The following is a 22,348-nucleotide window of genomic DNA, read 5'->3' on the forward strand; positions in this document are numbered from 1 at the left end:
GTGTTCCCTTTCGGAGTGGGCGACGGGAAGCCGACGGGTGGTGCTCACCGGTCGGCGCCCGGGTGGTGGGCGTCCGTGCGGTGGGCGTCCGTGCGGTGGGCTCGACGGCCGGTGTCGTCCGGCAGGCCGGGAGGTCTCGGCAGGGGGTCGCTGAAGTGGTAGGCCGTGATCCGCGCGGCGTGCTGAGCGTTGAGCAGGTGGATCCAGAGCATTCCGACGCCGATCGCGAGGACGATCAATGCGATGAGGGCGATGGTCTCCACGGAGCTCACCTCCAGCCGTTTCCGGGCAGCGGCAGGGTGCTCCGGTCCATCGGGTTCCCGAAGGGGGACATGCAGGCTCCGCCTTCGCCGTCCCAGGTGGCTTCCTGGCGGCGGGCGTCGCGGATGCCGCGCCCGATGACGGTTTCGTTGGCCATGAGGGCGCCTGCGGTGAGGGCGCTGCCCGGGATCGCCGCGGCGGCCATCAGGCGGGCCGCAGCCGCGGGCTCGGTCTCGGGCGGGATGACGAGGAGGTCCCAGCGGCCGACGGTGTAGGAGAGCAGGATCAGCTTGTCGGGGTGCTGCTCGGTGAACCAGCCCACATGGACGGTGTGCCCGGCGACGGCAACCGTGTGCGGTACCACGGGCCAGCGGGTGGGGTTCACGGTGACCCGGGTGACGCGCCCCCAGGTCTCGTCGAGTGCGGCCGCGAGCGGCGGGAGCTCGGCGGTCAGGTCGCGGGAGTAGGGCCACCAGGCCCCGTCCAGCTGGCCTGCAAGGGTGGTCTTCGGGGTGAGGGAAAGGCGTGCCGGGAACTCTGTGGCGAGGTCACGGGGCGCAGTCCGGTCGGTGGTGGTGGTCATGGTGCGGACCTGCCCCCGGACTGCCCGTCGGCAGCCCGGTTTTTCGTTTTCGCCGGAAACGACACCCGCGTGGGAGCCGGTGTGACGAAGTGCTCCCGGTGTTTCCACCGTACGCCTGTCCGACGGACTCTGACCCGCCGCGACCAGGCATTTTTCTGCACCTGGGCGGATGCGCCGGCCGCGCGGCGTCCCTGCGCCGGGGGTACCGTGGAAAGGCCGCGGCAGTGCCATGTTCACCGGCGGGCGCCCGGTGCCCTCCGGCACCGGTTCCGCGCGGCCCAACTCCCGCAGACGGGCGGACCACGATGGCTGACGCCGACACCCCGCACACGCCCGCGTTGGTCCTGCCGGACGCGATCCATTCGGCGGTCCGGCCAGGTACGGCCCTGCTGCGGCTGGAGACCACCGGATCCCGGGAAGGAGTCCTGGTGATCGACGCCCGCATCGTCCACCTCGACTCCGACCCCGTCGGCGACGACACCGTCCTCATCACCCGCGGCGACAAGGACCACTTCGCCCTCCTGGTGGTACCGCCCGACACCACGCCCGACGCGGCGCGGACCGCCATGGCCAGCGCGGTCCGTGCCGACAACATCACCTCGGGCGCCGAGATCCTCGTAGCTCCCGCGAGCGCTCCCGAATCCGAGCGAGGGGAGCCGACATGATCCAGATGGCGGACATCCGTGAGTGGCGTACCCAGGCCGTGGTGGACCCACGCGGCCACCGGATTGGCGGACTGGAGTCCGTCTACGTCGACACGAGCACCGACGAGCCGGCCATGGCCACGGTCAAGGTGGGCCTGCCCACCCGCTACCGCCTCGTGTTCGTTCCCCTGGACGGCGCCACGGTGGGGCCGGGCTACGTGCGGGTCACCCATGACAAGGGGCTGGTCAGGAAGTGCCCGCCCATCGGCACCGACGACGTGCTGCCCGCCGAGGGCGAGGAAGCGGTATTCCGGCACTACGGCCTCCCCTACCAGCCCGGAGCAAACGGCGAGCGGCAGCTGGCCCGCCGCTGAGCATCCCGTCCGCCCGAGGAGGCGGTCCCCATGACGGTCTTCCTGGCCCTGATCATCGTCGCTTTGGTGCTGGGCCTCATCGGCGCCACGGCCGATGGCCTGTTCTACCTCCTGCTCATCGGCATCGTGGTGCTCGTGGTGGACGTCGTCTACCTCGTCGTGCGGATGCGCCGCTCCCCGCCCCGCCGCGTCCGCTGACCGCACGCGGACGGCACTCGCACTCAAGGGCCCGACCACTGATCCGCCCCTACGACCAGAACCTGTCGGCAGGGGTGAGGGCCCGGTCGGGCCGGGCCCTCACCCCTGCCGGGCCGGTCAGGCGGCGGGCTGGGGCTGGCGCAGTTCTGCCTGAGCGCGTCCAGGCCACCCGCGACGCCCGCGCCGCCGACCGCACGGTCACCGCCTGGGCCCGCGACAACGCCGCCGACCTGCGCCGCCTCGCCGGTCGGATCACCGCCCCCACTGGCCTGCCCGCCGGCGCCGAGGGGCCCTCCGCGACCTGAACCTGGCCCTCGCCGACAACGACGTCGCCCGCCTCGTCCGCCCCCTGGCCGGCACCCGCGCCTACCTGCGTCCCGAGGACGCCGAGCTCGCAAGGTCCCTCGACGCCGTCACCCGCCACACCGACCAGCTCCGCCGGGACGCCCACGACCAACGCGGCGCGTGACTCACATCCCCCTCGGCCCGCTAGATCCACCGGCACCGTCATCCGCCCTGGCGGCCCCCGGCCCTCGGCTCCAGCGTCTCCTGGAGATTACGGGCGCCCGGCCCCTCTTCCCCGTGGACCCGGGCCCGTCGCCCGGTCAACGGGTGCCGGAGGCAGGTGCCCCCTGAGCGCACGTGTCCGTCAACTGCAGCTTTGGGGGCGCGAATTCACACCCCCTTGCCACTGCTGTGGCGCGGATCATGCGAACTGCATCTCGCGGTATGGGATGCACTCGCGTCCGGGTGGTGCAAGTGGTGCGCGGAAGGTCCTCTGGCCTGTGCAATCACGCGAGTTGGGGCACGGCGAGGGCCAAGAGGTCTAGATAATGAAGAAGGCCCAGGTCTCTGACCTGGGCCTTCGTTCAAGAGCGGATGACGGGAATCGAACCCACGCTATAAGCTTGGGAATCACTCGGTATTTGGGCCCACAATGGCGCCCTGACCTGCGCAAACGTCCAGCCTGGAGCTCGTTTCCGGGGTCTGGAGCGCACCTCTGTTGACCGCTGTTTACCGCCCTGACTGGCACGTAGTGGCACGCGCCTTAGTTTCCGCGCCATGCGGTGAGCAGCTCTTCCGGGCCGTAGGTTGCCTGGAGTCCGGCGCAGTTGACGCCGCTGCGGGAGACCGCGATCAGTGGCACGGGGGCATCTGTGACTGCTGCCCGGTGCTTGTGCAGTGCGGCGAGATCGTGGCTGTCGAAGGCCGAGTTCTCCAGCCACTTGACCGATCCGAGGAAGAGCAACTGCTTGGCCACCGGCTGGCGGTCGGCGCCGACCAGGTCGATCTCGATGTCGTTGCTGCGGGTCCAGTATCCGCCGATGGCCGGGGTGGCGGGAAGGTCGCCGTCGGGCAGGAGGCGGGCAAGGGATTCGCGGACGAGCGGCTCAATGGCCCGGCCTCGCCAACTTGTCCATTGTTCTTTGATCCGGCTCAGGGTCAGGTCGCCGCGCATGCGCTCGATCTCCGCCATGTGCGGATCGAGGAACGCCAGCCAGAATCGCAGGTACGGGTCGGCCACCCGGTAGCGGCGCTCCTTGGACGGCCGGAGGGAGACGGGTAGTTCGGCCGCGACCACGCGCTTCTCCGTAAGGACGTCCGTAGCCCTGGTGAGCGTCGTGTGGGCGATTCCGCCGGCCGCCCGGGCGATGTTGGTGAACGTGCGCTCGCCGCTCCCGATGGCACGCAGAACCTCCCGGCTCATCGCCTGGGGAGGGAACTCGGCAGCCAGTGATCGCTCGGCGGAGACCAGGAGCGCGGAGATGGGGTTGTCGAGCGAGGCCCGGAGGAACTCCCACAGCGAGGCCCCCTGCTCCCACTCGGCGCAGATGAGGGGCAGTCCGCCGGTAACCAGTGCTGCATCGAACGAGGCCGCCGGTTCCAGGCCGAGCATGTCGCCGATGTCGGCGGGATTGAGCGGCCCGAGGACCATCTCGCGCCCGCGCTGGTGGAAGGGTCGGTCGTAGCTGTTCAGGGCCTCCATCATGGACAGATCGGAGCCGACCAGCAGCAGTAGTACCGGCTTGCGGCTGAGCAGCCGGTCCCACGCCCGCTGCAGCATGCCTTCGAAGGCGTCGATCCGGTCCATGAGGTACGGGACTTCGTCGATCACGACCACGCTCGGGCTGTCGTCGGGCAGGATCTCCGCCAGCAGCCGGAACGCAGCGTTCCATTGTGTAGGCGCCTCCTCGGCGAACAGAGACCGCTCCGGCAGCGTGGACGTAGCGACGGCGTCGAGCAGTTCCGTCAGCTCGTCCTCGGCGGATCCCCCCGCTGCGGTGAAGAAGAGGTAAGGGGCCTCGGCCCGGCTGAGGAACTCCTCGACCAGGCTCGACTTGCCGACCCGGCGTCGCCCGCGCAGCAGGATGCACTGGCCGGGCTTCTGGGAACCGCCCCCCTCGCGGACCTGATCGAAGGCCGAGCCCAGAACCCGCAGCTCCCGCTCGCGCCCGATGAATCGACGCACGCCATACACTCCCGTCAGAGATAGTATCTACAGCGATACTATCTTGCTTGGCTGTATTTTTCCGGATGGCCCGCCGTTGGTGCCCGGCGTGGTCGGCCGCGGTGCCTGGTCAGCGCAGGGTCGTAGCCTGAGAAGGGGGACGGCGGGCGGCTGGTTTGCCGCCCCGAGACAGAGAGAAGCCGCGGTGAAGCCGTCCGGCCGCGAACGCGAGCGCGGCACCGAAGCGGAATTTCGCCCTGCAGTGCCTGAGGGACTGGACCGGGCCGGCACTGGGCCATCGCTGATCGAGCGCGATGACGAGCTGCGGCGTCTCGGCGCGGCGATCGCAGGGGCAAAGGCCGGCCGAGGCGCGGTCGTCGTGGTGGAGGGCTCCGCGGGGATCGGCAAAACCCGGCTGCTGTGGGCGGCGATGGAGCTTGCGACGAGGAGCGACGTGGCCGTGGTCAGCGCTCGCGGCGGGCAGATGGAGACGGAGTTCGCGTTCGGCGTCGCCAGGCAGCTGTTCGAGCCGGTGATGGCCCCCGCGGACAACGGCGAGCGTGGAGTGCTCCTCGAAGGAACTGCCGCTCCCGCAGCGTGGTTGCTCGGCGGCGACAGCGCGGATCGTCTCGGTGAACCGGTCGGCGGCGGCGATCGCGGCTTCGCCGTGTTGCACGGGCTCTATGAGCTGACCGCGAAACTGGCGGCGCGCGCGCCGCTGCTGGTGGTGGTCGACGACGCGCACTGGGCTGATGTGCCCTCGCTGCGTTTCCTGGGCTTTCTGGCTCGGCGCGTGCACAGCCTGCCGGTACTGCTGATGCTGGCGGTGCGCCCGGAGGACCCGGGTGCACATAGCCTGCTCCTTACGGAGCTGGTCGCGGGCCCGGAGGTCGATGTCGTCCGCCCAGGACCGTTCACGCTCGACGCGGTACGAACCCTGGTACAGGACGCATTCGCGGCAGCGCCCCTCGACCCGGGGTTCGTCCAGGGTTGCCGGACGACGACAGGCGGTAACCCGTTCCTGCTCACACAGCTGATCGGCGCCCTGCGTGTCCGGGGTGGGCAGCTGACCTCGGAGGCAGTCGAGCAGGTCGGCGAGATGGGCCTGGAGACGGTGTCGCGGTGGATCAACCTGCGTCTGGCCGGCCTGCCGCCAGCGGTCATGGGGCTGGCCGCAGCCGTGGCGGTGCTGGGCGACGGCGCCGACATAGCGCAGGTTGGCCGCCTGGCAGGGCTCGATCCGGCAAGCTGCGACGAGGCCGTCGACGGCCTCGTCTCGATGAGTGTCCTGCGCGGCGCCGATCGTCCGGCATTCGTGCACCCGCTCGTGCGCTGGGCCATCTATGCGGAGCTTCCCCCGCGCCGACGGGCGCGAGGGCACCGGGACGCCGCCCGGCTGCTGTGGCACGCGGGGGCCGCGGTCGAGCGCGTGGCGTCGCACCTGCTGGCAGCCACCCCGGCAGGCGATGGGGAGGTCGTCGAGATCCTGCTCGACGCCGCCCGCTCGGCGACCCGCAAGGGCGCGCCCGACCTCGCGGTGCGCTACCTCACGCGGGCGCTCGCCGAACCGGCACACGATACGTCCAGGCCCGAGCTGCTGCGCGAGCTCGGTGTCGCCGAGCAGAACGCAGGCCAGTTCACAGCAGCCGCAGAAGACCTGCGGAGCGCGCTGGAATGCACTGACGACATGGCGGCGAAGATCGAGATTGCGTTTCGACTGCGTACCGCACTGGTGTGGTCGGACCGCGCGAACGAGGTCGCGCCCGCTCTCGGCGGCCTCATTGCCGAAGCAGCCGAGCGGGACTCGGAGGGCGCCCTGCTCTTGGAGGCAGCCGTGGCCGGGGCCCTGCAGGTGGACATCTCGACACCGCGCGGGCTACGCGACCGGGTCCGGCAGGTCGTAGCGCCTGCCCTCGCCGGCGAGCCCGTCCCTCCCCACATCACGAGTCTGGCGGCGGTCGAGGCGCTGTTCGCCAACGAACCGGCCGCGCGGGTCATCCGCCTGGCCGAGGAGACAGCCCGCGGCCGGTACCAGGCGCCCGAGTTCGCACGTGCACCGATGAGCGCCCGGATCTTCACGGTGCTGATCTGCGCCGAGGGCTACTCACTCGCCGGGCGGCTGCTCGACGACGAGCTCGAGGATGCTCGCCAGCACGGGTCGGCCGCACAGTTCCTGAATGCGGCCGCATTCCGGTCGATGCTCTTCTACCGCTTGGGCTCGCTGGCCGAGGCCGAGGGCGACGCCCGGGCCGCGCTGGAGGCGGCGCGCCTCCATCTGGGGACCGGGTCGTCCGGCAGCGGGCCGCCGCCCCACTCCCTCCATGCCCCGATGGCAGTCGCGGTGCTGATGGACACCTTGATCGATCGCGGGGAGATCGCAGAAGCCGAGCGTCTGCTGACCGAGACAGGGCTGGCCCATGCCGACAGCCCTTTGCTGCTCTTCTCCCTCCTGATCGGTGCACGCGCCCGCCTGCGGGCCGCCCAAGGCCGGACGTCGGAGGCAATCAATGAGCTCGTGGCCCTGGGTGCCCGGATGGACGGCTCGGTTCTGACCCCCGCGCTCGTGCCCTGGCGGTCGCAGGCGGCGCTCTGTCTGGTAGGAGCGGACGCCGATGCGGCGCGTCGGCTGGCCCACGAGGAGCTCGCTCTTGCACGTGTGTTCGGCGCGCCGCGAACGCTCGGGGTGGCGCTGCGCGCGGCCGCGTTGACGGTGCCGGCGGATGAGCGTGCGGGACTGCTGCGGGAGGCGGTGGCAGTGCTTGAGGACTCGCAGGCGCGCCTGGAGCACGCACGCGCACTCGTTGAGCTGGGCGCGGCATTGCGCCGCCAGGGCCGGCGCTCCGAGGCGCGGGCCGTGCTGGAGCGGGGGATGGACAGCGCCCAGTCCTGCGGGGCGACAGCGCTGGCAGAGCGAGCACGCGAAGAGCTCCACGCCAGCGGTGCGCGCCCCCGTCGGCTGGCGCTGAGCGGCGTCGACGCCCTCACGGGCGCCGAGCGGCGCGTTGCCGACCTCGCCGGCCAGGGCCTGACCAACCGGGAGATCGGCCAGGCTCTCTTCGTCGGCCTGCCCACCGTGGAGACCCACCTGCGGCATGTCTTCCGAAAGCTCGACATCACCTCGCGCAAGCAGCTCGTCGAGCACTTGGAAGCGCACCCGCCCGCCGGTCCGTAGCGGAATCCTCAGGGGCTCGCACGGGAAAGCTCAGGGTCGGCCATCGACGCGAAGAAACCTCACGGCGGCCACCATCGTCATAACCGACAACGCAAGGCGGGCCGGGCCCGCGGCCCATATCCCGCCGGTAACCGGGAGGAGGCCGGCTGTGACTTCGCACGCGATCACCCAGGCCCCGGCCCTCGTACAGGACCGACTCTTCATCGGCGGCGCCATGGTCGAGCCGGAGGCCGACGACCTGATCGAGGTCATCTCTCCGGCCACCGAGGAACCGATCGGCTCGGCGCCCTCCTCGACGTCGGGGGACGTGGCCCGAGCCGTCCGCGCGGCCCGTACTGCCTTCGATGATGGACCATGGCCGCGCATGTCACCCCAGGAACGAGCCGACGCGCTGGAGCCCTTCGGGGACCATCTCCGCGCGCGCGTCCCGCAGATCGCCCAGCTCATCACCGAGGAGATGGGCTCACCGATCACCTTCTCGAACCAGCTCCAGGCGCCGGTCCCCGTGATGCTCCTCGACTACTTCCGCAAGCTTGCCGCGACCTTCCCCTTCGCGGAGGAGCGAGCAGGCCTTACCGGACCGGCCCTGATCCTCAGGGAACCGGTGGGCGTCGTCGGGCAGATCGTGCCGTGGAACGTCCCGCTCATCCTCACGATGGTGAACCTCGCCCCGGCATTGCTCGCAGGCTGCACTGTGGTGCTCAAGCCCGCGCCCGAGACGCCGCTCGATGCGTACGTCCTCGCCGAGGCCGCGATGGAAGCCGATCTGCCCCCGGGCGTCCTGAACATCGTGCCCGCCGACCGACCGAGCAGCGAGGCGCTGGTACGCCATCCACTGGTTGACAAGATCAGCTTTACCGGCAGCTCCGCCACAGGGCGACGGGTCGCCGCCCTCTGCGGCGAGCAGTTCAAGCGCGTCACCCTCGAGTGCGGCGGAAAGTCGCCTGCCGTCATCCTCGAGGACGCCGAAATCGACAGCGTCGTGCCGGCCCTCATGCCGTTCGCGATCATGATGTCTGGCCAACAGTGCCTGGCGCAGACACGGATCCTCGCCCATCGCAGCCGCTACCGGCAGGTTGTCGATGCGATCTCCCAAGCAGCCGCCGAGCTGACGGTCGGCGATCCGCACGATCCCGCCACGGAGGTCGGCCCGCTGGTGGCGGAACGCCAACGGCGCCGGGTCGAGGACTACATCGCCAGCGGGCGGCAGGAGGGTGCGACGATCACCGTGGGCGGCGGACGGCCCCCGAGCCGGCCGAAGGGCTGGTACGTCGAGCCGACGATCTTCGCCGACGTCGAGAGCGGCATGCGCATCGCCCAGGAAGAGATCTTCGGCCCCGTACTCGTCGTCATCCCTTTCGACGACGACAACGACGCCGTCCGCATCGCCAACGACTCCAAGTACGGCTTGTCGGGCAGCGTATGGAGCCCTGACCAGGACCGCGCCATGCGGATCGCCCGCCGAGTACGCACCGGAAGCCTGACCCTCAACGAGTACCGGATCGAGTTCGCCGCACCCTTCGGCGGCTACAAGGAATCCGGGATCGGGCGTGAGTTCGGACCCGAGGGGCTCAGCTCGTACCTCGAGCACAAGACGATCAACCTTCCCGACGGAGCATCCCACTGACTGCGGAGGGCTGTTCCGGCAACAAACAAGCCCCAGGTCGCTGACCTGGGGCTTTGTCGTGGAGCGGATGACGGGAATCGAACCCGCGCTATAAGCTTGGGAATCACCCGGTACTTGGACCTCTGCATGGCTGTTGACCTGTGGAAACGTCGCTCCTGGGGGATGGCATCGAGAGGCGCGGACGAGCCTTTGCAGACCGCTGTTTACCGCTCCTACTGGCACGTTGTGGCACGGTAGTTGGCCAGAGGTTCAGTGCCGCGGTGGCGTTACGTCCGCTACCCGAAGAGGTGGCAGGGGGCTTCGGGCGGGCCGCCCCCCGAGGGCACGTCGTGCGCCCCCGCGAGGCTTCACGCAGGTGGCCGCCGGGCAGCGGTGATCTGCCTGCGATGTACCGATGGCCGACACCGCCGTGAAGAGTTGTCGGCAATCGTCTCGGATCGCGACCGCTCGCTCACGAGGGTGGCGGAGCATCTGGGGATCGGACCTCACGGCCGACGGCCGAACCTCTCCGGGATATGTGGAAGAGTCGGTCGAGCCGCGATCTGCGGGAAGGGGTGCGCGCGCCGCAGCCCGCGTCCTCCGGTGCGTTTCTCGAGCCCGTGGGCATCTGGGTCATGGCTGCCGCTCAGTGAGTTGGAAAACGGCACGCGGCGGGTGATCCTGGGCGGCGGCGCGTCGTACCGACACGCGCCGCCCGGAACACGGACGGACCAAGGTGTCACGGTCGGCCGAGCGGATCGCGGCCGCCGGTCGCGGAGTCGCCCGAGCCCTGCGCGAGCGGGCGGGCGGCCCAGTGGCAGACCGTGCCACTATCCGCGCGTAGCCTTCAGTCCATGCTGCGCCAAGCGTCCGACCGGCGCGCGCAGCGACTGCTGGTAGAGCGGGCAGAGAACTCCCCGGCCCCGACTACGCGGCCGCGTATGCCGCTCTGCCGGCCCGGATGACCCCGGCCCGGCAGTAAGCCACCCCCACCACCCATCCCACCTGACCCACCCATGCCTAGTGCTGTGACCGGCAAACCTTGCCGGTCACAGCACTAGACAGGCACCCACCCACATGAATCACCTGACCAGCGAAGAGCGCGAAGGACTCGGAGCCCTGTTCGAGGCCCGCCGTGACGAGAACCCATCCCGAGCGGATCGAACGGTCCTGGGCATACGTGCACGCGGCCGCCGACTCGCCCTACGCGCGAATAGAGCGGCGCCGCGACAACCCCGACGCCACCCAGCCCGAGCAGTACGTGCGCTTGTCCCTGACCTGCCGGGGAGCCAACACGGCCGTCTACCTGATCTACGGATCGGCCCGCCTGGAAGTCAATCTGCCGTGGGAGCACGCGGCCGACTACCAGGGGCGGACGGGAGTCAGGTTCGGAACGAAGAACCCGGACGTGTCCGGGATCAAGCGGATCTATCTCCAGCTCGGGGACACGGCCGAAGCGCGCCATGCGGTGATCGAGCTGACGCGCCGGGCCCTGGCGTACGAGACCCATCGCGCCCTCATCAACCACTGACCTCGAAAGCCTTGCGGCCCCGCCGGCGCGAATCCGGCGGGGCAGCAGCATCCTTCTAAGAAGAGGACAACCCCCATGACCGAGCCCGACCCGTACACCCCCGAGACCGTCCCGGCCGCCGCGCCGCCCATGCCCGTCGTTGCTCCCGTCGTCCCCCGTAACCGGTGGAAGACTGCCGCCGTGGTCCTGGCCGTCACGCAAGCCCTGACGCTGGGCGTCGTCGCGGTCGTGGCCGTTTCCGGCAGCGGCCAGGACGCGTCGAAGGACCCCAAGACGTTCCAGTTCAACGGCGTATTCGTCCTCTCTGACGCTGACAGCGTCGGGAACTCCAGCAGCGCGGGTCGCTGTTTCGGCACCGGGGGCTACAACGACATACGGGAGGGGACTTCCGTCACCGTCTACGACAAGGCGGGGACCGTCCTCGCGGTCGGCTCCCTCGGCGCGAGCACCTTCACCGACGGGGGTTACAAGGGCGTCGACAAATGCGCCTACAAGGTGGCGGTGGACGGCGTACCGACCGGCGCGGGTTTCTACCAGGTCGAGGTCAGCCACCGCGGAAAGGTCAACCTCAGCGAAGCGGACGCGGTGGCCGGGAACTTCGCCGCCAGCCTCTAGCAGCCACAGCGCACTGTGGCCCCGCCGGCGCGAATCCGGCGGGGCCGCGTGGCCCCATCATCCCGTTCCCGGGTAGAGAGAAGGCGCCCCCGTGGGCATTCGTATCCGTCTGTTCCCCCGCAGCATCGGCAAGAGCGTTGGGCCGGTCAGGGCCAGTGTCCGGATCTTCCCCCGCATGCGCCGGCGAAAGCGTCGCCCCTCGCGCCGGTCCCGTTCGTACCGGACCACCAGGCGCACCACCTATCGCAGCGCAACGGCCGCGCCCGGCTGGTACGCGCCGCCCGGTACGCCGCCGGTCGTCGTACAGCGGGTTGTGCGGGTCGAGCCGCGCACGGTCGGCTATGCCCTGGCCGGGCTCCTCGGCCTGGCGGTCCTCGGGTGGATCGTCGGCCCCCAGGACGCCGGAACGGCCACCGCGTACGACGGCACCGGCGACGTGACCGTGGGGCAGTGCCCGTACCGGTACACGACCCTCGGCGGCATGGTCACTGCCCCGTACACCGTCACCATCCCTGTGACGATCACCAACCACGACACCGCATCGCACTGGTACGAGATAGCCGTGTCGGGGTGGGCGGGAACTGGCGGACCGGCCCCGCAGACCGTCCGCGTCTACGTAACCCCTGGATCGACCACGTCCCGAACCGTCACGGTCACCATCACCAGCCCCACCGCGCAACCCGCCTGCCAGATTGACGCCGTCCACGTCACCGGCTGACCTAGCCCCGAGAAGGGGAACTCCTGTGCGCAATTCACACTGCGTCGCAAGCATCGACTTGCTCCGTGCCGAATTCGGTGAGCTCCTCCTTGCTCGTGCGCCAGGTGAAGCAGCTGTAGGACTGGGTGAAGCCGATCTTCGCCAGTCCGCAGAGCCGCGCAGGCCGGGTGCACGCCTCCGCTCGGAGGAGGTGACGCACCCCTCCGACGTTTGGCGCACGCCATCCGACGATGCGTCTCGATATTCGGGACTACTCGGCGTTCTGTCGCAGGCAGTGGCGACTTAGCTGCCAATCCGAGGCCCCGTGAGGGGACTTGTGGCGAGCGAATGGCACGCGGCTCCTGAGGGGCCTAGGCCATGAAGAAGGCCCAGGTCGCTGACCCGGGGCCTTCTTCAAAGAGCGGATGACGGGAATCGAACCCGCGCTATAAGCTTGGGAATCACCCGGCACTTGATGCCCAGCAGTGCGATGACCTCGAAAACATGGCTCCTGAGGGTGATGCCGGGGTTCTCGGCGTGCCCCTGTTGACCGCTCTGACTGGCACGTAGTGGCACGTGGGGTCAGGCGGAGTCGCCGCCACTCGTGCAGGCACAAGTAGCGGCGACCGGCGGGCTGTGTCAGAGGCGGTTGATGAAGAGGCCGGCGTCGATGGTGTGGTCGACGGTGCCGGGTGCGCCGGTGGTCACTTCGGCGGTGGCGAACTGACCGGTGTTCGTGGTGTCGGGGGTCGCGTCGGAGTCGAGGTCCGCGGGGGCTCCGACGGCTCGCACGGGCGACCAGACCAGGCCGCTCGCGGCGGGCGGGCGGCGGGGGTTGATCACGCTCGTGTCGGCGGTGGACTTGTCGAAGCGGAGCTTGTACGGGGTGTTGGGGCGGACGCCGTGCTCGGGGCCGAAGTAGTAGGCGCCGTCGGCGCCGGTGCGGACGGTGGCCAGCACGCTGCCGTCCTCGGACAGGAGCTGGACGGTGACTCCGGGGATGCCGGGTTCGTCGTCGTCGACGCTCTGGGCGCCGCCCTTGTTGCGGTCGTACCAGACGCGGCTGCCGATCTGGACGGCAGGCTCGTCGCAGAGGACTTCGAGGTCGCCGAGGCCGTTGGCCTTGCCGAAGCCGCCGTCGAGCGGGTCGTTGAGCTTCTGGAGGGTGAAGCCCTGTTCGCCGGGGTTGGCGCCGCGGCTTCCGGTCTGGCGGTCGAAGTAGGCGGTGCCGCCGGTGAAGAACTGGCTGGCCGGGTCCATGGCGGTGGAGGCGATCCGCTGTTCGCGGAGGTGGAGGCCGATGGCGCCCTGGGCGGTCTCCAAGTGGTAGTTGGGCACGAACTCGCCGGGGTAGAACTCGACGACGTTGGCGGGCTGGCCACCGTTGGGGCGGGTGGGGGCGTTGTTCGGGCAGGAGCCCGTGCCCTCCCATTCGAAGGTGCCGTCGGCCTTGCGGCAGGCGCGGTTGAGGTCGCCGCCGGAGTCGGTGATGCCGCTGTTGGTGTGGGAGGGGTTGGCGTTGGGCATCTCGTGCCCGCCCATGTCCGCGAATCGGTCGCGGAAGCCGAGGACCATGTCGCCGTTGCTCTCGATGGCGATGTCACTCAGCAGGGGTTCGGGGTGGGCGGTGAGCTCCCGAGGGAAGGTGGAGGCGCCGGCTGTCCACGGGAACCAGCGGTTGAAGCCGGGGACGCCGACGTTGACCTCGCCGCGGGGGAAGGTGAGCGGCTGCTGAAGGATCGGCGACTGCCCGAAGGTCGCGGTGACGGGGTTGTACGTCCACACGACCGCCTTGAGGTTGGCGGCGGACTGGGAGGACTCCGCGGAGCAGACCCCGCCGACGTAGACGACCCCGTCCCGCACGCCGAGGCCGAAGGGCCGCCAGTCGCCGGCGGCCTGGCATCCCGGGTCGGGGATGGCGACCGACGTCACCGGGGCGGCGGCGGTCGGCTGGTTGGCGTTGTAGGTGTACAGCTTGCGGTCGTTGAGATTGACGGCGAACAGCTGGCGGTTGTTCTCGGAGATGTCGATGTCGCCCAGCGACTCCTTGCCGACCACGCCGACGAAGGGGCCGTCGAAGCGGACCGAGTCCTGGTGCGCGGTGGTGCCGGCGTTCGGGACGGTGGTGAAGAGGGTGGTGGCTCCGCCGTTCCGGGGGGTGACGTAGATGGCGCCCTGCCCCGAGGGGCCGTAGACGGTGTGCCGCTTGGCGTGGGCGCCGGTGAAGATGCGGCGCTGCTGCCTGTGGTAGGCCACGCCGTAGGTGTTGCCGGTGTCGGTGCGGGTGGCGAGGGTGGTGGTGTTGCCGCTGTTGCTGTCACCGCGTTCGCGGAACGGGAAGGTGACCGTGGTGCGGACGCCACCGGACTTGGTGGCGGCGACCTGGCAGACCGTACTCAGCCGGGCGTCGTCCTCGCACCAGTCCGCCGGGTTGCGCACGCCCATGGTCAGTTCGGCGTCCCCTTCGATCACGTCGACGATGGCGGCGTTCGACGCGAGGCCGCCCGCGGCGCCGAAGGTGGGCTGGAGGAAGGAGCCGTTGGGCATCCTCATGCGTACGTAGTACTTGCCGCCGGTGAGGACGGTGTTGGGCGGGAAGACCGCGTACCCGTCGGAGCCGGTGACTCCGGTGACCACGTTGCCGTCGTAGTCGGTCAGCTCGACGGTGATGCCGGCAGCCGGGAGCTCCGTAGCGGCTTCGTAGCGGCCGTTGGTGTTGGAGTCGCGGATGACTTTGACCCGGACCGTGCCGTCTTCCGGGTCCGCTCCGGCCGCGGGTTGCTGTAGGACTCCGGTGGTCAGGGCAAGGCCGGCGGCGAGCGCCACCATGGCCTTCCTCAGGGATTTCACAACTCTTCCTCCATGTCACACACAGTGGCGATGAACACGTTGCGTGACCATGATCTTGGGATGTTGATCTATCCCGGAAGGTTCCATGGGCATATTCGCACTTTTGAGTGAAGCCCCCTGGGTGGGGTGGGATGTGCAGAACGGATTCAGCGGCGACCTGCGAAAAGGCCACTGCCGAGCGGCCGTTCGGGGCCGAAACCCGGAAGGATCAGGAAGGCCCCGGACGCGGTGGCGGTGACGAACCGCATCAGGTCGTCACCGTCGTCCAGACGGCGCTGGGTGGCGGTGAAGGTCCGCAACTGCCGCTGGAAGCTGATGAACAGCAGCCCTTGGTCCGCCGGGCCGTTGCGGTAGCTGTAACCCCGGCGCAGCATCCGGCCGCTGCCCGTGGCGTTCGGATTTGCCCGCCGTGCGTGCGCCATGGCAGGCACCAGGTACCGGCCGCGCGCCGACTTCGCCCCCAGATCGAGCCGATCGGCCGGACCTCCACCGCTCAGTGGTGCGCCATCTGCCTTGCGCCGCCCGATCACCTCCTCCTGCCGGGCCGAGGACTGGGCGAGGAACCCGGGTACGTCGATGCGCAGCCTTCGTACGACGGCGATCGTGCCGTCGGCCAGCGGGGCGGGCTCGGGCAGCCACACTTCCCGTTCGAGGTCGGCGCGGGTGCGGGGGTTCTCGATGCCGTCCGGGAAGCCCAGCAGATTGCGGACCGCTCCGCCGCCCGGCGGCCGGAATCCGGTCTGCGACCAGCGTTGCGAGGCGCCCTCAGAGGCCAGCTGGGCACTCAGGCGCGTATCTGCGAGCACCGCGGCGACGGGGTCGCTCGCGCAGGCCTGCACCAACAGGTCGCCACCCCATGCCCGGGCGGTCCGCTCCTCGCCGGCGAAGGCCGGCAACTCCAGCCCGCCGGCCACGTCCTGACGGGCGAGGCTGACGAGCCGCGGTCCCGCGCCCACCGTCACGGTCAGATCCCCGACCTCCAGCCCGAGGGCGATCCGGGGCTCCCCGGTCAGCTCCAGGACGGCTTCGCCCAGCCGCGCGGCCACTCGGGCGGTGTCGGCTCCCGCGGGCAGGTCGTACACCGACACCACGGCGTGGGCCTGCGGTTGCGCCGGGCGGTCGACCCCGGCCTGGCGCGGACCTGAGGCCTCGACCCCGCCGGGCGCGGGCCTGTCTGCCGGGCGCGGGCCGGCGGCGGGGTGCGTCGGGGCGCCGGACCGGCACCCGCTCAGTGAGGCGACGGCCGGCAGAACTCCCAGCAACGCACGTCGAACCACCGAAGGGTTGTCACTCTGCGTGGTCATGTGGGTACTCTACGCATGATCGATCGGCCGCCGGTCCGCTGCGGCCGGCTCCGCCTGCCCGGATGAGGACGTCACGCCGTGTCCGCTCCCCGCCTCCGATTCCGACTCCTTGCCGCGCTGCTCGCCTGCGCCGCGACGGCGGCCTGCACCTCGCGTGCAGGCGGGCCCGCCGACGACGCCCCCCGCGCCCCGGCCGTGATCCGCGTACCCGCCGAAGCGCCGACCATCACCGCCGCCCTGGAGCGGGCCCGCCCCCACGATCTCGTCCTGCTCTCCCCGGGTCGCTACCGCGAGACCGTCCACATCCGTACCGGACAGGTCACGCTGCGAGGCACCGACCGCAACCGTGTCGTCATCGACGGCGAAGGCCGGCGCGGCAACGGCATCGTGGTCACCGCCCCCGGCGTGACCGTCGAGAATCTCACCGTCCGAAGCCACCTCCAGAACGGCGTCCTCGTCACCGGACTGAAGAACGGAGGCGAAGGCGTCGGCCGCGGCAGCGACGGTTATCACCGCCTCGACCCGGCGGCGAACCCTCCCCTGAACGGCTTTCGCGTCCGCTACGTCACCGCCGCCAACAACGGCCTCTACGGCATCTACGCCTTCAACGCCCGCCGCGGCACCATCGAGCACAACTACGCCTCCGGCAGCGCCGATTCCGGCCTGTACGTCGGCCAGTGCAAGCCCTGCGAGATCCTGGTCCGCGGCAACATCGCCGAGCGCAACGCCGTCGGCTACGAGAACACCAACGCCAGCGGCCCCCTGTGGGTCGTCGGCAACCGCTTCACCGGCAACCGGGTCGGGATGACCGTGGGCTCCGACTACCTCGAAGCCCTCACCCCTCAGACCGGTGCGACCATCGCGGGCAACCTCATCGCCGACAATGCCGCCCCGGACACCCCCGAACAGGCCGACGGCGGTTTCGGCATCGGCTTGGGCATCGCGGGCGGTCGCGGCAACACCATCCAGCGCAACCGCATCACGGGCCACCCCCGTGCCGGTCTGATCCTCTCCTCGTCCGAGGACATGGCCCCGACGGGGAACAGGGTGACCGGCAACGTCTTCGCCGCCAACGCCCTCGACGCCGCATACCTCGCCTCCCCGCACAGCCCCGGCAGCGGGAACTGCTTCGACGGCCTCCCGGGCCGCACGCTCCCGGCAGACCTGGCGGACACCATGGGATGCCCCGGTTCCGGAACTCCCACCGCGGGCCCCCAGACCGCGGTGCACACCCCGCCCGCCCCGGTCGGCCTGCCCTTCCTCGACGTCCCCTTCCCCCCGGCCCAACCGCAGCTCCCGCAGGCCGCCACGGCGCCCGCCGCTCCCGCCCCCGGCCGCCCGGCGCCCGTCGACCCGTCGACCGTCCGCGTGCCCGCCGCGACCCTGCTCGCCGCGTACAGCAGGGACGGCCGATGACCCGGCTCCGCGCTGCGGTGGCAGCCGCGCTGACCTGCTGGCTCGCCCTGGCCTCGTGCTCCGGACCAGGACAGCACGACGCCGAGGACGGCGCCCCCCGGCCCCTCACCGCCGAGGAGGCCGACCGCGTGGCGCTGGCCCGCTTCACGACGTACCGGCGCGGCACGGGGAACGTCACCATGACCATCCCCTCCCGGGGCCGGACCATCACCCTCACCGGCCGCATCGACTGGCGCCGCCACCTCGGCTACGCCGAAATCCGCGCCGACGCCGAGTCGTCGGCCCGAGAGCTCATCCAGTGGAACCTCACCAACGTCACCACGCGCCCCAACTGGCCCGGCGGTCTCCCGAAACAGCCCCCCGCCACCGGCTGGGAGGCACACCGCCTCACCCCGCAGGCCTCCCCGCTCGACGCGGCCCTTCTCCTGCTGCTCAACCTCGGTACCGACCGCCCCGACAACGCCCAGCTCCTCGCCCGTAGCAGCGCGCGCCTGGTCAGGCAGGACCACGTCGCCAAGGCCCCGGTCATCGTCGTCGCCGGCCCCGCCGCCCCGACCGCCGGGGCCGACCATGCCAAACTCGGCAACACCCGCTACTGGATCGACGACGACGGCCACCTGCTCCGCTTCAGCGCGCGGACCGGCGGGGAGAGCGCGTGGATGACCGCGGAACTTCCCCAGAGCCCAGCGGACCCGCTGCCGTCAGCGCCACCGGCACTCACCCAGACCGCACTCGACCCGCCGGGTTCTCCATCCCCGCTGCCAAGCTGAGCGGCGTCCAGGGTGCCCCCGCAGACGCGAAGGGGTGCTGCCGAGCCGCCAGTCGGACGCGTTGGGGGAGAGGGAAGCGGTGCTACGGGGCACCACCTTCGGCCGGAAATGGCGCAAGGCCCGCGACGCGGCCGATACGTGCGCGAAGCTGAAGGACCTCATGGTGCGCGTGGGCCAGTCGTCCGAGCGGGCACAGCTGATCTATCAGCACTCCACCAAGGAGCATCAGCGCAGGCTGGCCGATGACATCGACGCCAACGTCCGCAGCCGGCGCATGTCGCCGGACCGGGGATCGGGCGCCGGCGCGGAGGCCACCATCCACGGGATCGTTCCTCCGCTCGCGGCTCCAGGCGGAGCTGCTCGGCGGAGGTGACGCACAGGGGTGCGGGCCCGGCACTCAGCCGGGCCCGCACCCCTGTGTCTTGTGTCGTGGATGTTCGGGCGGGCGTTCAGTGCCGCCGAAGGTCATCGCTCACAGCGCGGGACTGGGGCGTCCGGTCCGGACCGGCTACTTGCCGAGGAGGTCGATGTAGAAGTCGGGACCGGCTTCGTCCGTGGGGGAGCCGCAGAGCGCGACGGCCCCCTGCAGCGCGTACCGATCGTTCGAGGGCGGGAAGGTGCTGAGGCTCCCCGTGCTGACGGTGAGGGTGCGCGGGACGATCACCTCCGCGCCGTCGACGTGTACTTCGCCTTCGAGCCCTTGCTCTGCCGCGATCGCGGTGAAGATCTCCGCGACCTCCTCGGCGCTCTGTCCGTCGGCGGGAATGACGTGGATCTCGTTGTCGCTCAAAGCGGCCTCCCTCGGTGCGTGCCAGCTGCGTGGCGGGTGGCCCCATGGTCCCGGGCCGGCTGGTGGCTTGCGGACCGGTACGGCGCGGAGCGGCCGCACTTCACCCGAACGGGAAGGGCACTCTCGGCGTCGAAGAGGCGGATGACCTTGGAGGGCTTGAGCTCGGACCTCGCTGCCATGGACACCAGGTGGTGTGTGGCGCAGGTCACTCGTAGGGCGTCTCGGCGTCCGGGACGACTCGGCGCCCTTGTCGCACGGAGTGGCGATTCGGGGCCCAATCTGACGCCCTGTTACGGGACTTATGGCACGCGAATGGCACGCGGGCCTGAATAGGTATAGACAACAAACAAGCCCCAGGTCGCTGACCTGGGGCTTTGTCATGGAGCGGATGACGGGAATCGAACCCGCGCTATAAGCTTGGGAAGCTCATGTTCTACCATTAAACTACATCCGCATATCGGTCCAGTTGCCTGGAGCCGTATCGTTGCTCACTGTACCCCATGGTCGACCCCCGGTGTATTTGCCGCGGGGTCGTTGTCATGTGTGGCGTGCACCGAGGCGTGTGGGTGCGGGAGTTGGGGCGTACCGTATGGGTTCGGAGCGGCAGCTGGAGTGGGTCCTGATCATCCCCTAATGTGGCGATTCGTCGCAGTACGGCTCGTTGGGGAAAGGGACTCGATGGAGCACACCGTCGTCCGTTGTGCCGAAGGGCACGTTTTCAGTACCGCCTCGTTTCCGTTGCAGCACCTCGGTGCCGGCCGGATCGGGCCGGGACGGCTGCTGCGGTGTCCGCGGTGTGCGCGGTTGCGGCAGGCCGTGCCCGTGGGCGGTGCCAAGCGGTAGCAGGTGAGGCGGGGCGCGCGGGCGGGGCTCTCGATTGGGGGTGGCTCGCGCGCCTGCGTATCCTCGGGACGTGCTTCTCTCTGACAAAGACATCCGGGCCGAGATCGACAGCGGACGGGTTCGCATCGACCCGTTCGAGGAATCGATGGTGCAGCCCTCCAGCATCGATGTGCGTCTCGACCGGTTCTTCCGGGTCTTCGAGAACCACCGGTACGCCCACATCGATCCGGCGATCGAGCAGGCGGACCTGACCAGGATGGTCGAGCCGGAGGGGGACGAGGCCTTCATCCTGCACCCCGGTGAGTTCGTCCTCGCCTCGACGTACGAGGTCATCTCGCTGCCCGACGACATCGCCTCCAGACTGGAGGGGAAGTCCAGCCTCGGCCGGCTGGGGCTGGTGACGCATTCGACCGCGGGATTCATCGACCCGGGCTTCTCCGGGCACGTGACCCTGGAGCTGTCGAACCTCGCCACGCTGCCGATCAAGCTCTGGCCGGGCATGAAGATCGGGCAGCTGTGCATGTTCCGCCTCAGCTCGCCCGCGGAGTTCCCGTACGGCAGTGACCGCTACGGATCCAGGTACCAGGGGCAGCGCGGGCCGACCGCCTCGCGCTCCTTCCAGAACTTCCACCGCACCCAGGTGAGGCACGAGGCATGAGCGACGTAGCACGCGAGAACCTGACCTATGAGGGCTTCGGCGCCGCCGTGCGCGAGCTGGCGCAGACGATCGCCGACGACGGGTACGAGCCCGACATCATCCTGAGCATCGCCCGGGGCGGCGTGTTCGTCGCGGGCGGGCTGGCGTACGCGCTCGACTGCAAGAACATCCACCTCGTGAACGTGGAGTTCTACACGGGCGTCGGCACCACGCTGGAGATGCCGGTCATGCTGGCCCCCGTGCCCGAGGCGATCGACTTCACGAACAAGAAGGTGCTGATCGCCGACGACGTCGCCGACACCGGCAAGACGCTGAAGCTGGTGCACGACTTCTGCCTCGGCCACGTCGCCGAGGTGCGCTCCGCCGTGATCTACGAGAAGTCGCACTCGCTGGTGCAGTGCGAGTACGTCTGGAAGCGGACCGACGACTGGATCGAGTTCCCGTGGTCGGTCCAGCCGCCCGTCGTGCAGCGTGAGGGACAGGTTCTCGACGCGTAGCGGCGAAACCTGAACAGGGCTGAACAGGGAGGGCCCGCCGTGCGGTGATCGCGCGGCGGGCCCTTTCCGTGTGCGTTTCGTCCGTACGGCTACAGGGTGCCCAGCTTGATGATCGACAGCAGGGCCACCAGCTGGATCGCGGACGCGCCCAGCGCCTTCGGCCAGGGCAGGTCGTGCACCTTGCTGATCAGCGAGGTGAACAGCGCGCCGGCCGCCACCCAGGTGGCCCAGCCCAGGACCTGGACCAGGCCGTTGTCACCGCCCAGGAACACCGCGACGAGCAGGCGCGGGGCGTCCGTCAGCGACATGACCAGCATCGACAGGCCCACCGTCGGCTGCCAGGGGCCGTCGCCGCCCAGCTGGCGGGCCAGCGTGTGCGTGACCGCGCCCAGGAGCAGGCCGCAGATGACGAAGGCGACACCGGCGGAGAGGACGATCGGGACGGCCTTCGACAGGGTCGCGTTGATCACGTCCTCGCGGGCGTCGTCGAAGCCGAAGACCGCGAGGAGCCCGTAGAGGAAGGTCACGGTCAGCGCCGGGCCCCAGACGGCGTAGTCGCGCATCTGGAGGAAGGTCTGCCCGGGCCGGGTCACGATGCCGCGGAGCAGCTCCTTCCAAGGCAGTCGCGGCCCGGCCGGCGCCGCCGCGGCCGCACCGGCCTGGTAGGTCGCGCCCTGGCTGTACGGGTCCTCGCCGAAGGCGAAGACCTGGGTGTGCCCCGGGTTGTCGTTCGTGTAGCCCGGGCCGGGCGCTCCCTGCCCGTACGGGGGCTGCTGCGGGTGCTGCTGTCCGTACGGGTCGAAGTACTCGGGCTCGCCGTGCCCCCCTGCGCCCGGCTGCGGCCACTGCTGCTGCGGGGGCGGAGGGCCGGCGGGAGGGTAGGGCTGCCGGCCGTACGGAGGCGGTTGCTGACCGTACGGCTGCTGCTGCGGGGGTTGTTGGGGCGGGCGGTTGTTGTCCCGGCCGCGTCCGATCCTGAATCCAGCCACGTGATCGAACGTACCTGGTCCTGCGAGGCCTGGTGGCCGGGCGGCCGGAACACGCACCCTTTGCGGCTGAGCTGTGACATCCCTTAGGGGAACCCCGAGCT

At 70.2% G+C, this 22,348-nt stretch carries 21 protein-coding genes and 1 tRNA gene; 14 read left to right on the top strand and 8 right to left on the bottom strand.

Annotation, left to right across the window (positions count from 1 at the left end):
* Window positions 1–44: 44 nt before the first annotated feature.
* Both AB0O21_RS01550 and AB0O21_RS01555 read right to left on the bottom strand, forming a co-directional pair.
* Window positions 45–263, bottom strand: coding sequence for a hypothetical protein (locus AB0O21_RS01550; RefSeq protein ID WP_365164819.1), 219 nt, complete (start codon window positions 261–263; stop codon window positions 45–47).
* Between the two features lie 5 nt (window positions 264–268).
* The gene (locus tag AB0O21_RS01555) at window positions 269–844 is read right to left on the bottom strand and encodes a DUF5994 family protein (RefSeq protein WP_365164821.1); all 576 of its coding nucleotides are present in this window, start codon (window positions 842–844) and stop codon (window positions 269–271) included.
* A gap of 305 nt (window positions 845–1,149) precedes the next feature.
* On the opposite strand from AB0O21_RS01555, the gene AB0O21_RS01560 reads away from it, so the two are divergent.
* The 4 genes from AB0O21_RS01560 to AB0O21_RS01575 all read left to right on the top strand — a co-directional run bounded on the left by AB0O21_RS01560 (window position 1,150) and on the right by AB0O21_RS01575 (window position 2,365).
* Window positions 1,150–1,509: a DUF5994 family protein gene (locus AB0O21_RS01560; protein ID WP_365164823.1), complete on the top strand. Its 360-nt coding sequence runs from the start codon at window positions 1,150–1,152 to the stop codon at window positions 1,507–1,509.
* Window positions 1,506–1,862: a PRC-barrel domain-containing protein gene (locus tag AB0O21_RS01565; protein ID WP_365164825.1), complete on the top strand. Its 357-nt coding sequence runs from the start codon at window positions 1,506–1,508 to the stop codon at window positions 1,860–1,862. Before AB0O21_RS01560 ends, AB0O21_RS01565 begins: the two co-directional genes overlap by 4 nt.
* Window positions 1,863–1,892: 30 nt before the next feature.
* Complete coding sequence (locus AB0O21_RS01570; RefSeq protein ID WP_365164827.1) at window positions 1,893–2,060, top strand: hypothetical protein; 168 nt, start codon at window positions 1,893–1,895, stop codon at window positions 2,058–2,060.
* A gap of 74 nt (window positions 2,061–2,134) precedes the next feature.
* Entirely contained in the window at window positions 2,135–2,365 is a 231-nt protein-coding gene (locus AB0O21_RS01575) for a hypothetical protein (protein ID WP_365164829.1), read from the top strand.
* A gap of 743 nt (window positions 2,366–3,108) precedes the next feature.
* Here AB0O21_RS01575 and AB0O21_RS01580 read toward each other — a convergent pair.
* A complete protein-coding gene (locus AB0O21_RS01580) occupies window positions 3,109–4,530 on the bottom strand; it encodes an ATP-binding protein (protein ID WP_365164831.1) in 1,422 nt (473 codons plus the stop codon).
* 184 nt (window positions 4,531–4,714) lie between these two features.
* Between AB0O21_RS01580 and AB0O21_RS01585 the strand changes: the two genes are divergently transcribed.
* The 5 genes from AB0O21_RS01585 (at window position 4,715) to AB0O21_RS01605 (ending at window position 12,151) form a co-directional block, all read left to right on the top strand.
* Window positions 4,715–7,681 (top strand): AAA family ATPase, encoded by a 2,967-nt coding sequence (locus AB0O21_RS01585; protein ID WP_365164833.1) that lies wholly within the window; start codon window positions 4,715–4,717, stop codon window positions 7,679–7,681.
* A 148-nt stretch (window positions 7,682–7,829) separates the two neighbouring features.
* On the top strand, window positions 7,830–9,308 hold the full coding sequence (locus AB0O21_RS01590; RefSeq protein WP_365164835.1) for an aldehyde dehydrogenase: 1,479 nt from the start codon (window positions 7,830–7,832) through the stop codon (window positions 9,306–9,308).
* Between the two features lie 1,114 nt (window positions 9,309–10,422).
* Complete coding sequence (locus AB0O21_RS01595) at window positions 10,423–10,818, top strand: hypothetical protein (RefSeq protein WP_365164838.1); 396 nt, start codon at window positions 10,423–10,425, stop codon at window positions 10,816–10,818.
* A gap of 75 nt (window positions 10,819–10,893) precedes the next feature.
* Window positions 10,894–11,433, top strand: coding sequence for a hypothetical protein (locus AB0O21_RS01600; protein ID WP_365164840.1), 540 nt, complete (start codon window positions 10,894–10,896; stop codon window positions 11,431–11,433).
* A 175-nt stretch (window positions 11,434–11,608) separates the two neighbouring features.
* A complete protein-coding gene (locus tag AB0O21_RS01605) occupies window positions 11,609–12,151 on the top strand; it encodes a hypothetical protein (protein WP_365164842.1) in 543 nt (180 codons plus the stop codon).
* Between the two features lie 618 nt (window positions 12,152–12,769).
* Here AB0O21_RS01605 and AB0O21_RS01610 read toward each other — a convergent pair.
* Together AB0O21_RS01610 and AB0O21_RS01615 are read right to left on the bottom strand one after the other, a co-directional pair.
* Window positions 12,770–14,980, bottom strand: coding sequence for an SdrD B-like domain-containing protein (locus AB0O21_RS01610; protein WP_365164844.1), 2,211 nt, complete (start codon window positions 14,978–14,980; stop codon window positions 12,770–12,772).
* Between the two features lie 146 nt (window positions 14,981–15,126).
* Window positions 15,127–16,284 (bottom strand): Dyp-type peroxidase, encoded by a 1,158-nt coding sequence (locus tag AB0O21_RS01615; RefSeq protein ID WP_365164846.1) that lies wholly within the window; start codon window positions 16,282–16,284, stop codon window positions 15,127–15,129.
* Between the two features lie 78 nt (window positions 16,285–16,362).
* Here AB0O21_RS01615 and AB0O21_RS01620 point away from each other — a divergent pair, with 78 nt between their 5' ends.
* The 3 genes from AB0O21_RS01620 to AB0O21_RS01630 all read left to right on the top strand — a co-directional run bounded on the left by AB0O21_RS01620 (window position 16,363) and on the right by AB0O21_RS01630 (window position 18,843).
* On the top strand, window positions 16,363–17,700 hold the full coding sequence (locus tag AB0O21_RS01620) for a right-handed parallel beta-helix repeat-containing protein (protein ID WP_365164848.1): 1,338 nt from the start codon (window positions 16,363–16,365) through the stop codon (window positions 17,698–17,700).
* Window positions 17,697–18,470 carry a hypothetical protein gene (locus tag AB0O21_RS01625; RefSeq protein WP_365164850.1) on the top strand — a complete coding sequence of 258 codons (774 nt, stop codon included), beginning with the start codon at window positions 17,697–17,699 and terminating at the stop codon, window positions 18,468–18,470. Before AB0O21_RS01620 ends, AB0O21_RS01625 begins: the two co-directional genes overlap by 4 nt.
* A gap of 79 nt (window positions 18,471–18,549) precedes the next feature.
* Window positions 18,550–18,843, top strand: a complete 294-nt coding sequence (locus AB0O21_RS01630; RefSeq protein WP_365164852.1) for a hypothetical protein — start codon at window positions 18,550–18,552, stop codon at window positions 18,841–18,843.
* A gap of 135 nt (window positions 18,844–18,978) precedes the next feature.
* Here AB0O21_RS01630 and AB0O21_RS01635 read toward each other — a convergent pair whose 3' ends face one another.
* Window positions 18,979–19,260, bottom strand: a complete 282-nt coding sequence (locus tag AB0O21_RS01635) for a hypothetical protein (protein ID WP_365164855.1) — start codon at window positions 19,258–19,260, stop codon at window positions 18,979–18,981.
* A gap of 380 nt (window positions 19,261–19,640) precedes the next feature.
* A tRNA-Gly gene (locus tag AB0O21_RS01640) sits at window positions 19,641–19,714 on the bottom strand.
* Window positions 19,715–20,173: 459 nt separating this feature from the next.
* On the opposite strand from AB0O21_RS01640, the gene dcd reads away from it, so the two are divergent.
* Window positions 20,174–20,761 carry a dCTP deaminase gene (dcd, locus tag AB0O21_RS01645; RefSeq protein WP_365164857.1) on the top strand — a complete coding sequence of 196 codons (588 nt, stop codon included), beginning with the start codon at window positions 20,174–20,176 and terminating at the stop codon, window positions 20,759–20,761.
* Entirely contained in the window at window positions 20,758–21,258 is a 501-nt protein-coding gene (locus AB0O21_RS01650) for a phosphoribosyltransferase (RefSeq protein ID WP_365164860.1), read from the top strand. Before dcd ends, AB0O21_RS01650 begins: the two co-directional genes overlap by 4 nt.
* An 89-nt stretch (window positions 21,259–21,347) precedes the next feature.
* Here the strand turns inward: AB0O21_RS01650 and AB0O21_RS01655 are convergent, their stop codons facing one another.
* On the bottom strand, window positions 21,348–22,247 hold the full coding sequence (locus AB0O21_RS01655) for a Yip1 family protein (RefSeq protein ID WP_365164862.1): 900 nt from the start codon (window positions 22,245–22,247) through the stop codon (window positions 21,348–21,350).
* Window positions 22,248–22,348: the final 101 nt, after the last annotated feature.

Origin of the sequence: Streptomyces sp. NPDC091371 (assembly GCF_040684275.1) — a bacterium.
In the GTDB taxonomy this organism is placed as follows: Bacteria; Actinomycetota; Actinomycetes; order Streptomycetales; family Streptomycetaceae; genus Streptomyces.

Bases quoted from the DNA above. Each gene is read 5' to 3' on its own strand.
- AB0O21_RS01555 (WP_365164821.1), bottom strand. From the start codon at position 844: ATGACCACCACCACCGACCGGACTGCGCCCCGTGACCTCGCCACAGAG.
- AB0O21_RS01560 (WP_365164823.1), top strand. From the start codon at position 1,150: ATGGCTGACGCCGACACCCCGCACACGCCCGCGTTGGTCCTGCCGGAC.
- AB0O21_RS01565 (WP_365164825.1), top strand. From the start codon at position 1,506: ATGATCCAGATGGCGGACATCCGTGAGTGGCGTACCCAGGCCGTGGTG.
- AB0O21_RS01570 (WP_365164827.1), top strand. From the start codon at position 1,893: ATGACGGTCTTCCTGGCCCTGATCATCGTCGCTTTGGTGCTGGGCCTC.
- AB0O21_RS01600 (WP_365164840.1), top strand. From the start codon at position 10,894: ATGACCGAGCCCGACCCGTACACCCCCGAGACCGTCCCGGCCGCCGCG.
- AB0O21_RS01605 (WP_365164842.1), top strand. From the start codon at position 11,609: ATGCGCCGGCGAAAGCGTCGCCCCTCGCGCCGGTCCCGTTCGTACCGG.
- AB0O21_RS01615 (WP_365164846.1), bottom strand. From the start codon at position 16,284: ATGACCACGCAGAGTGACAACCCTTCGGTGGTTCGACGTGCGTTGCTG.
- AB0O21_RS01625 (WP_365164850.1), top strand. From the start codon at position 17,697: ATGACCCGGCTCCGCGCTGCGGTGGCAGCCGCGCTGACCTGCTGGCTC.
- AB0O21_RS01650 (WP_365164860.1), top strand. From the start codon at position 20,758: ATGAGCGACGTAGCACGCGAGAACCTGACCTATGAGGGCTTCGGCGCC.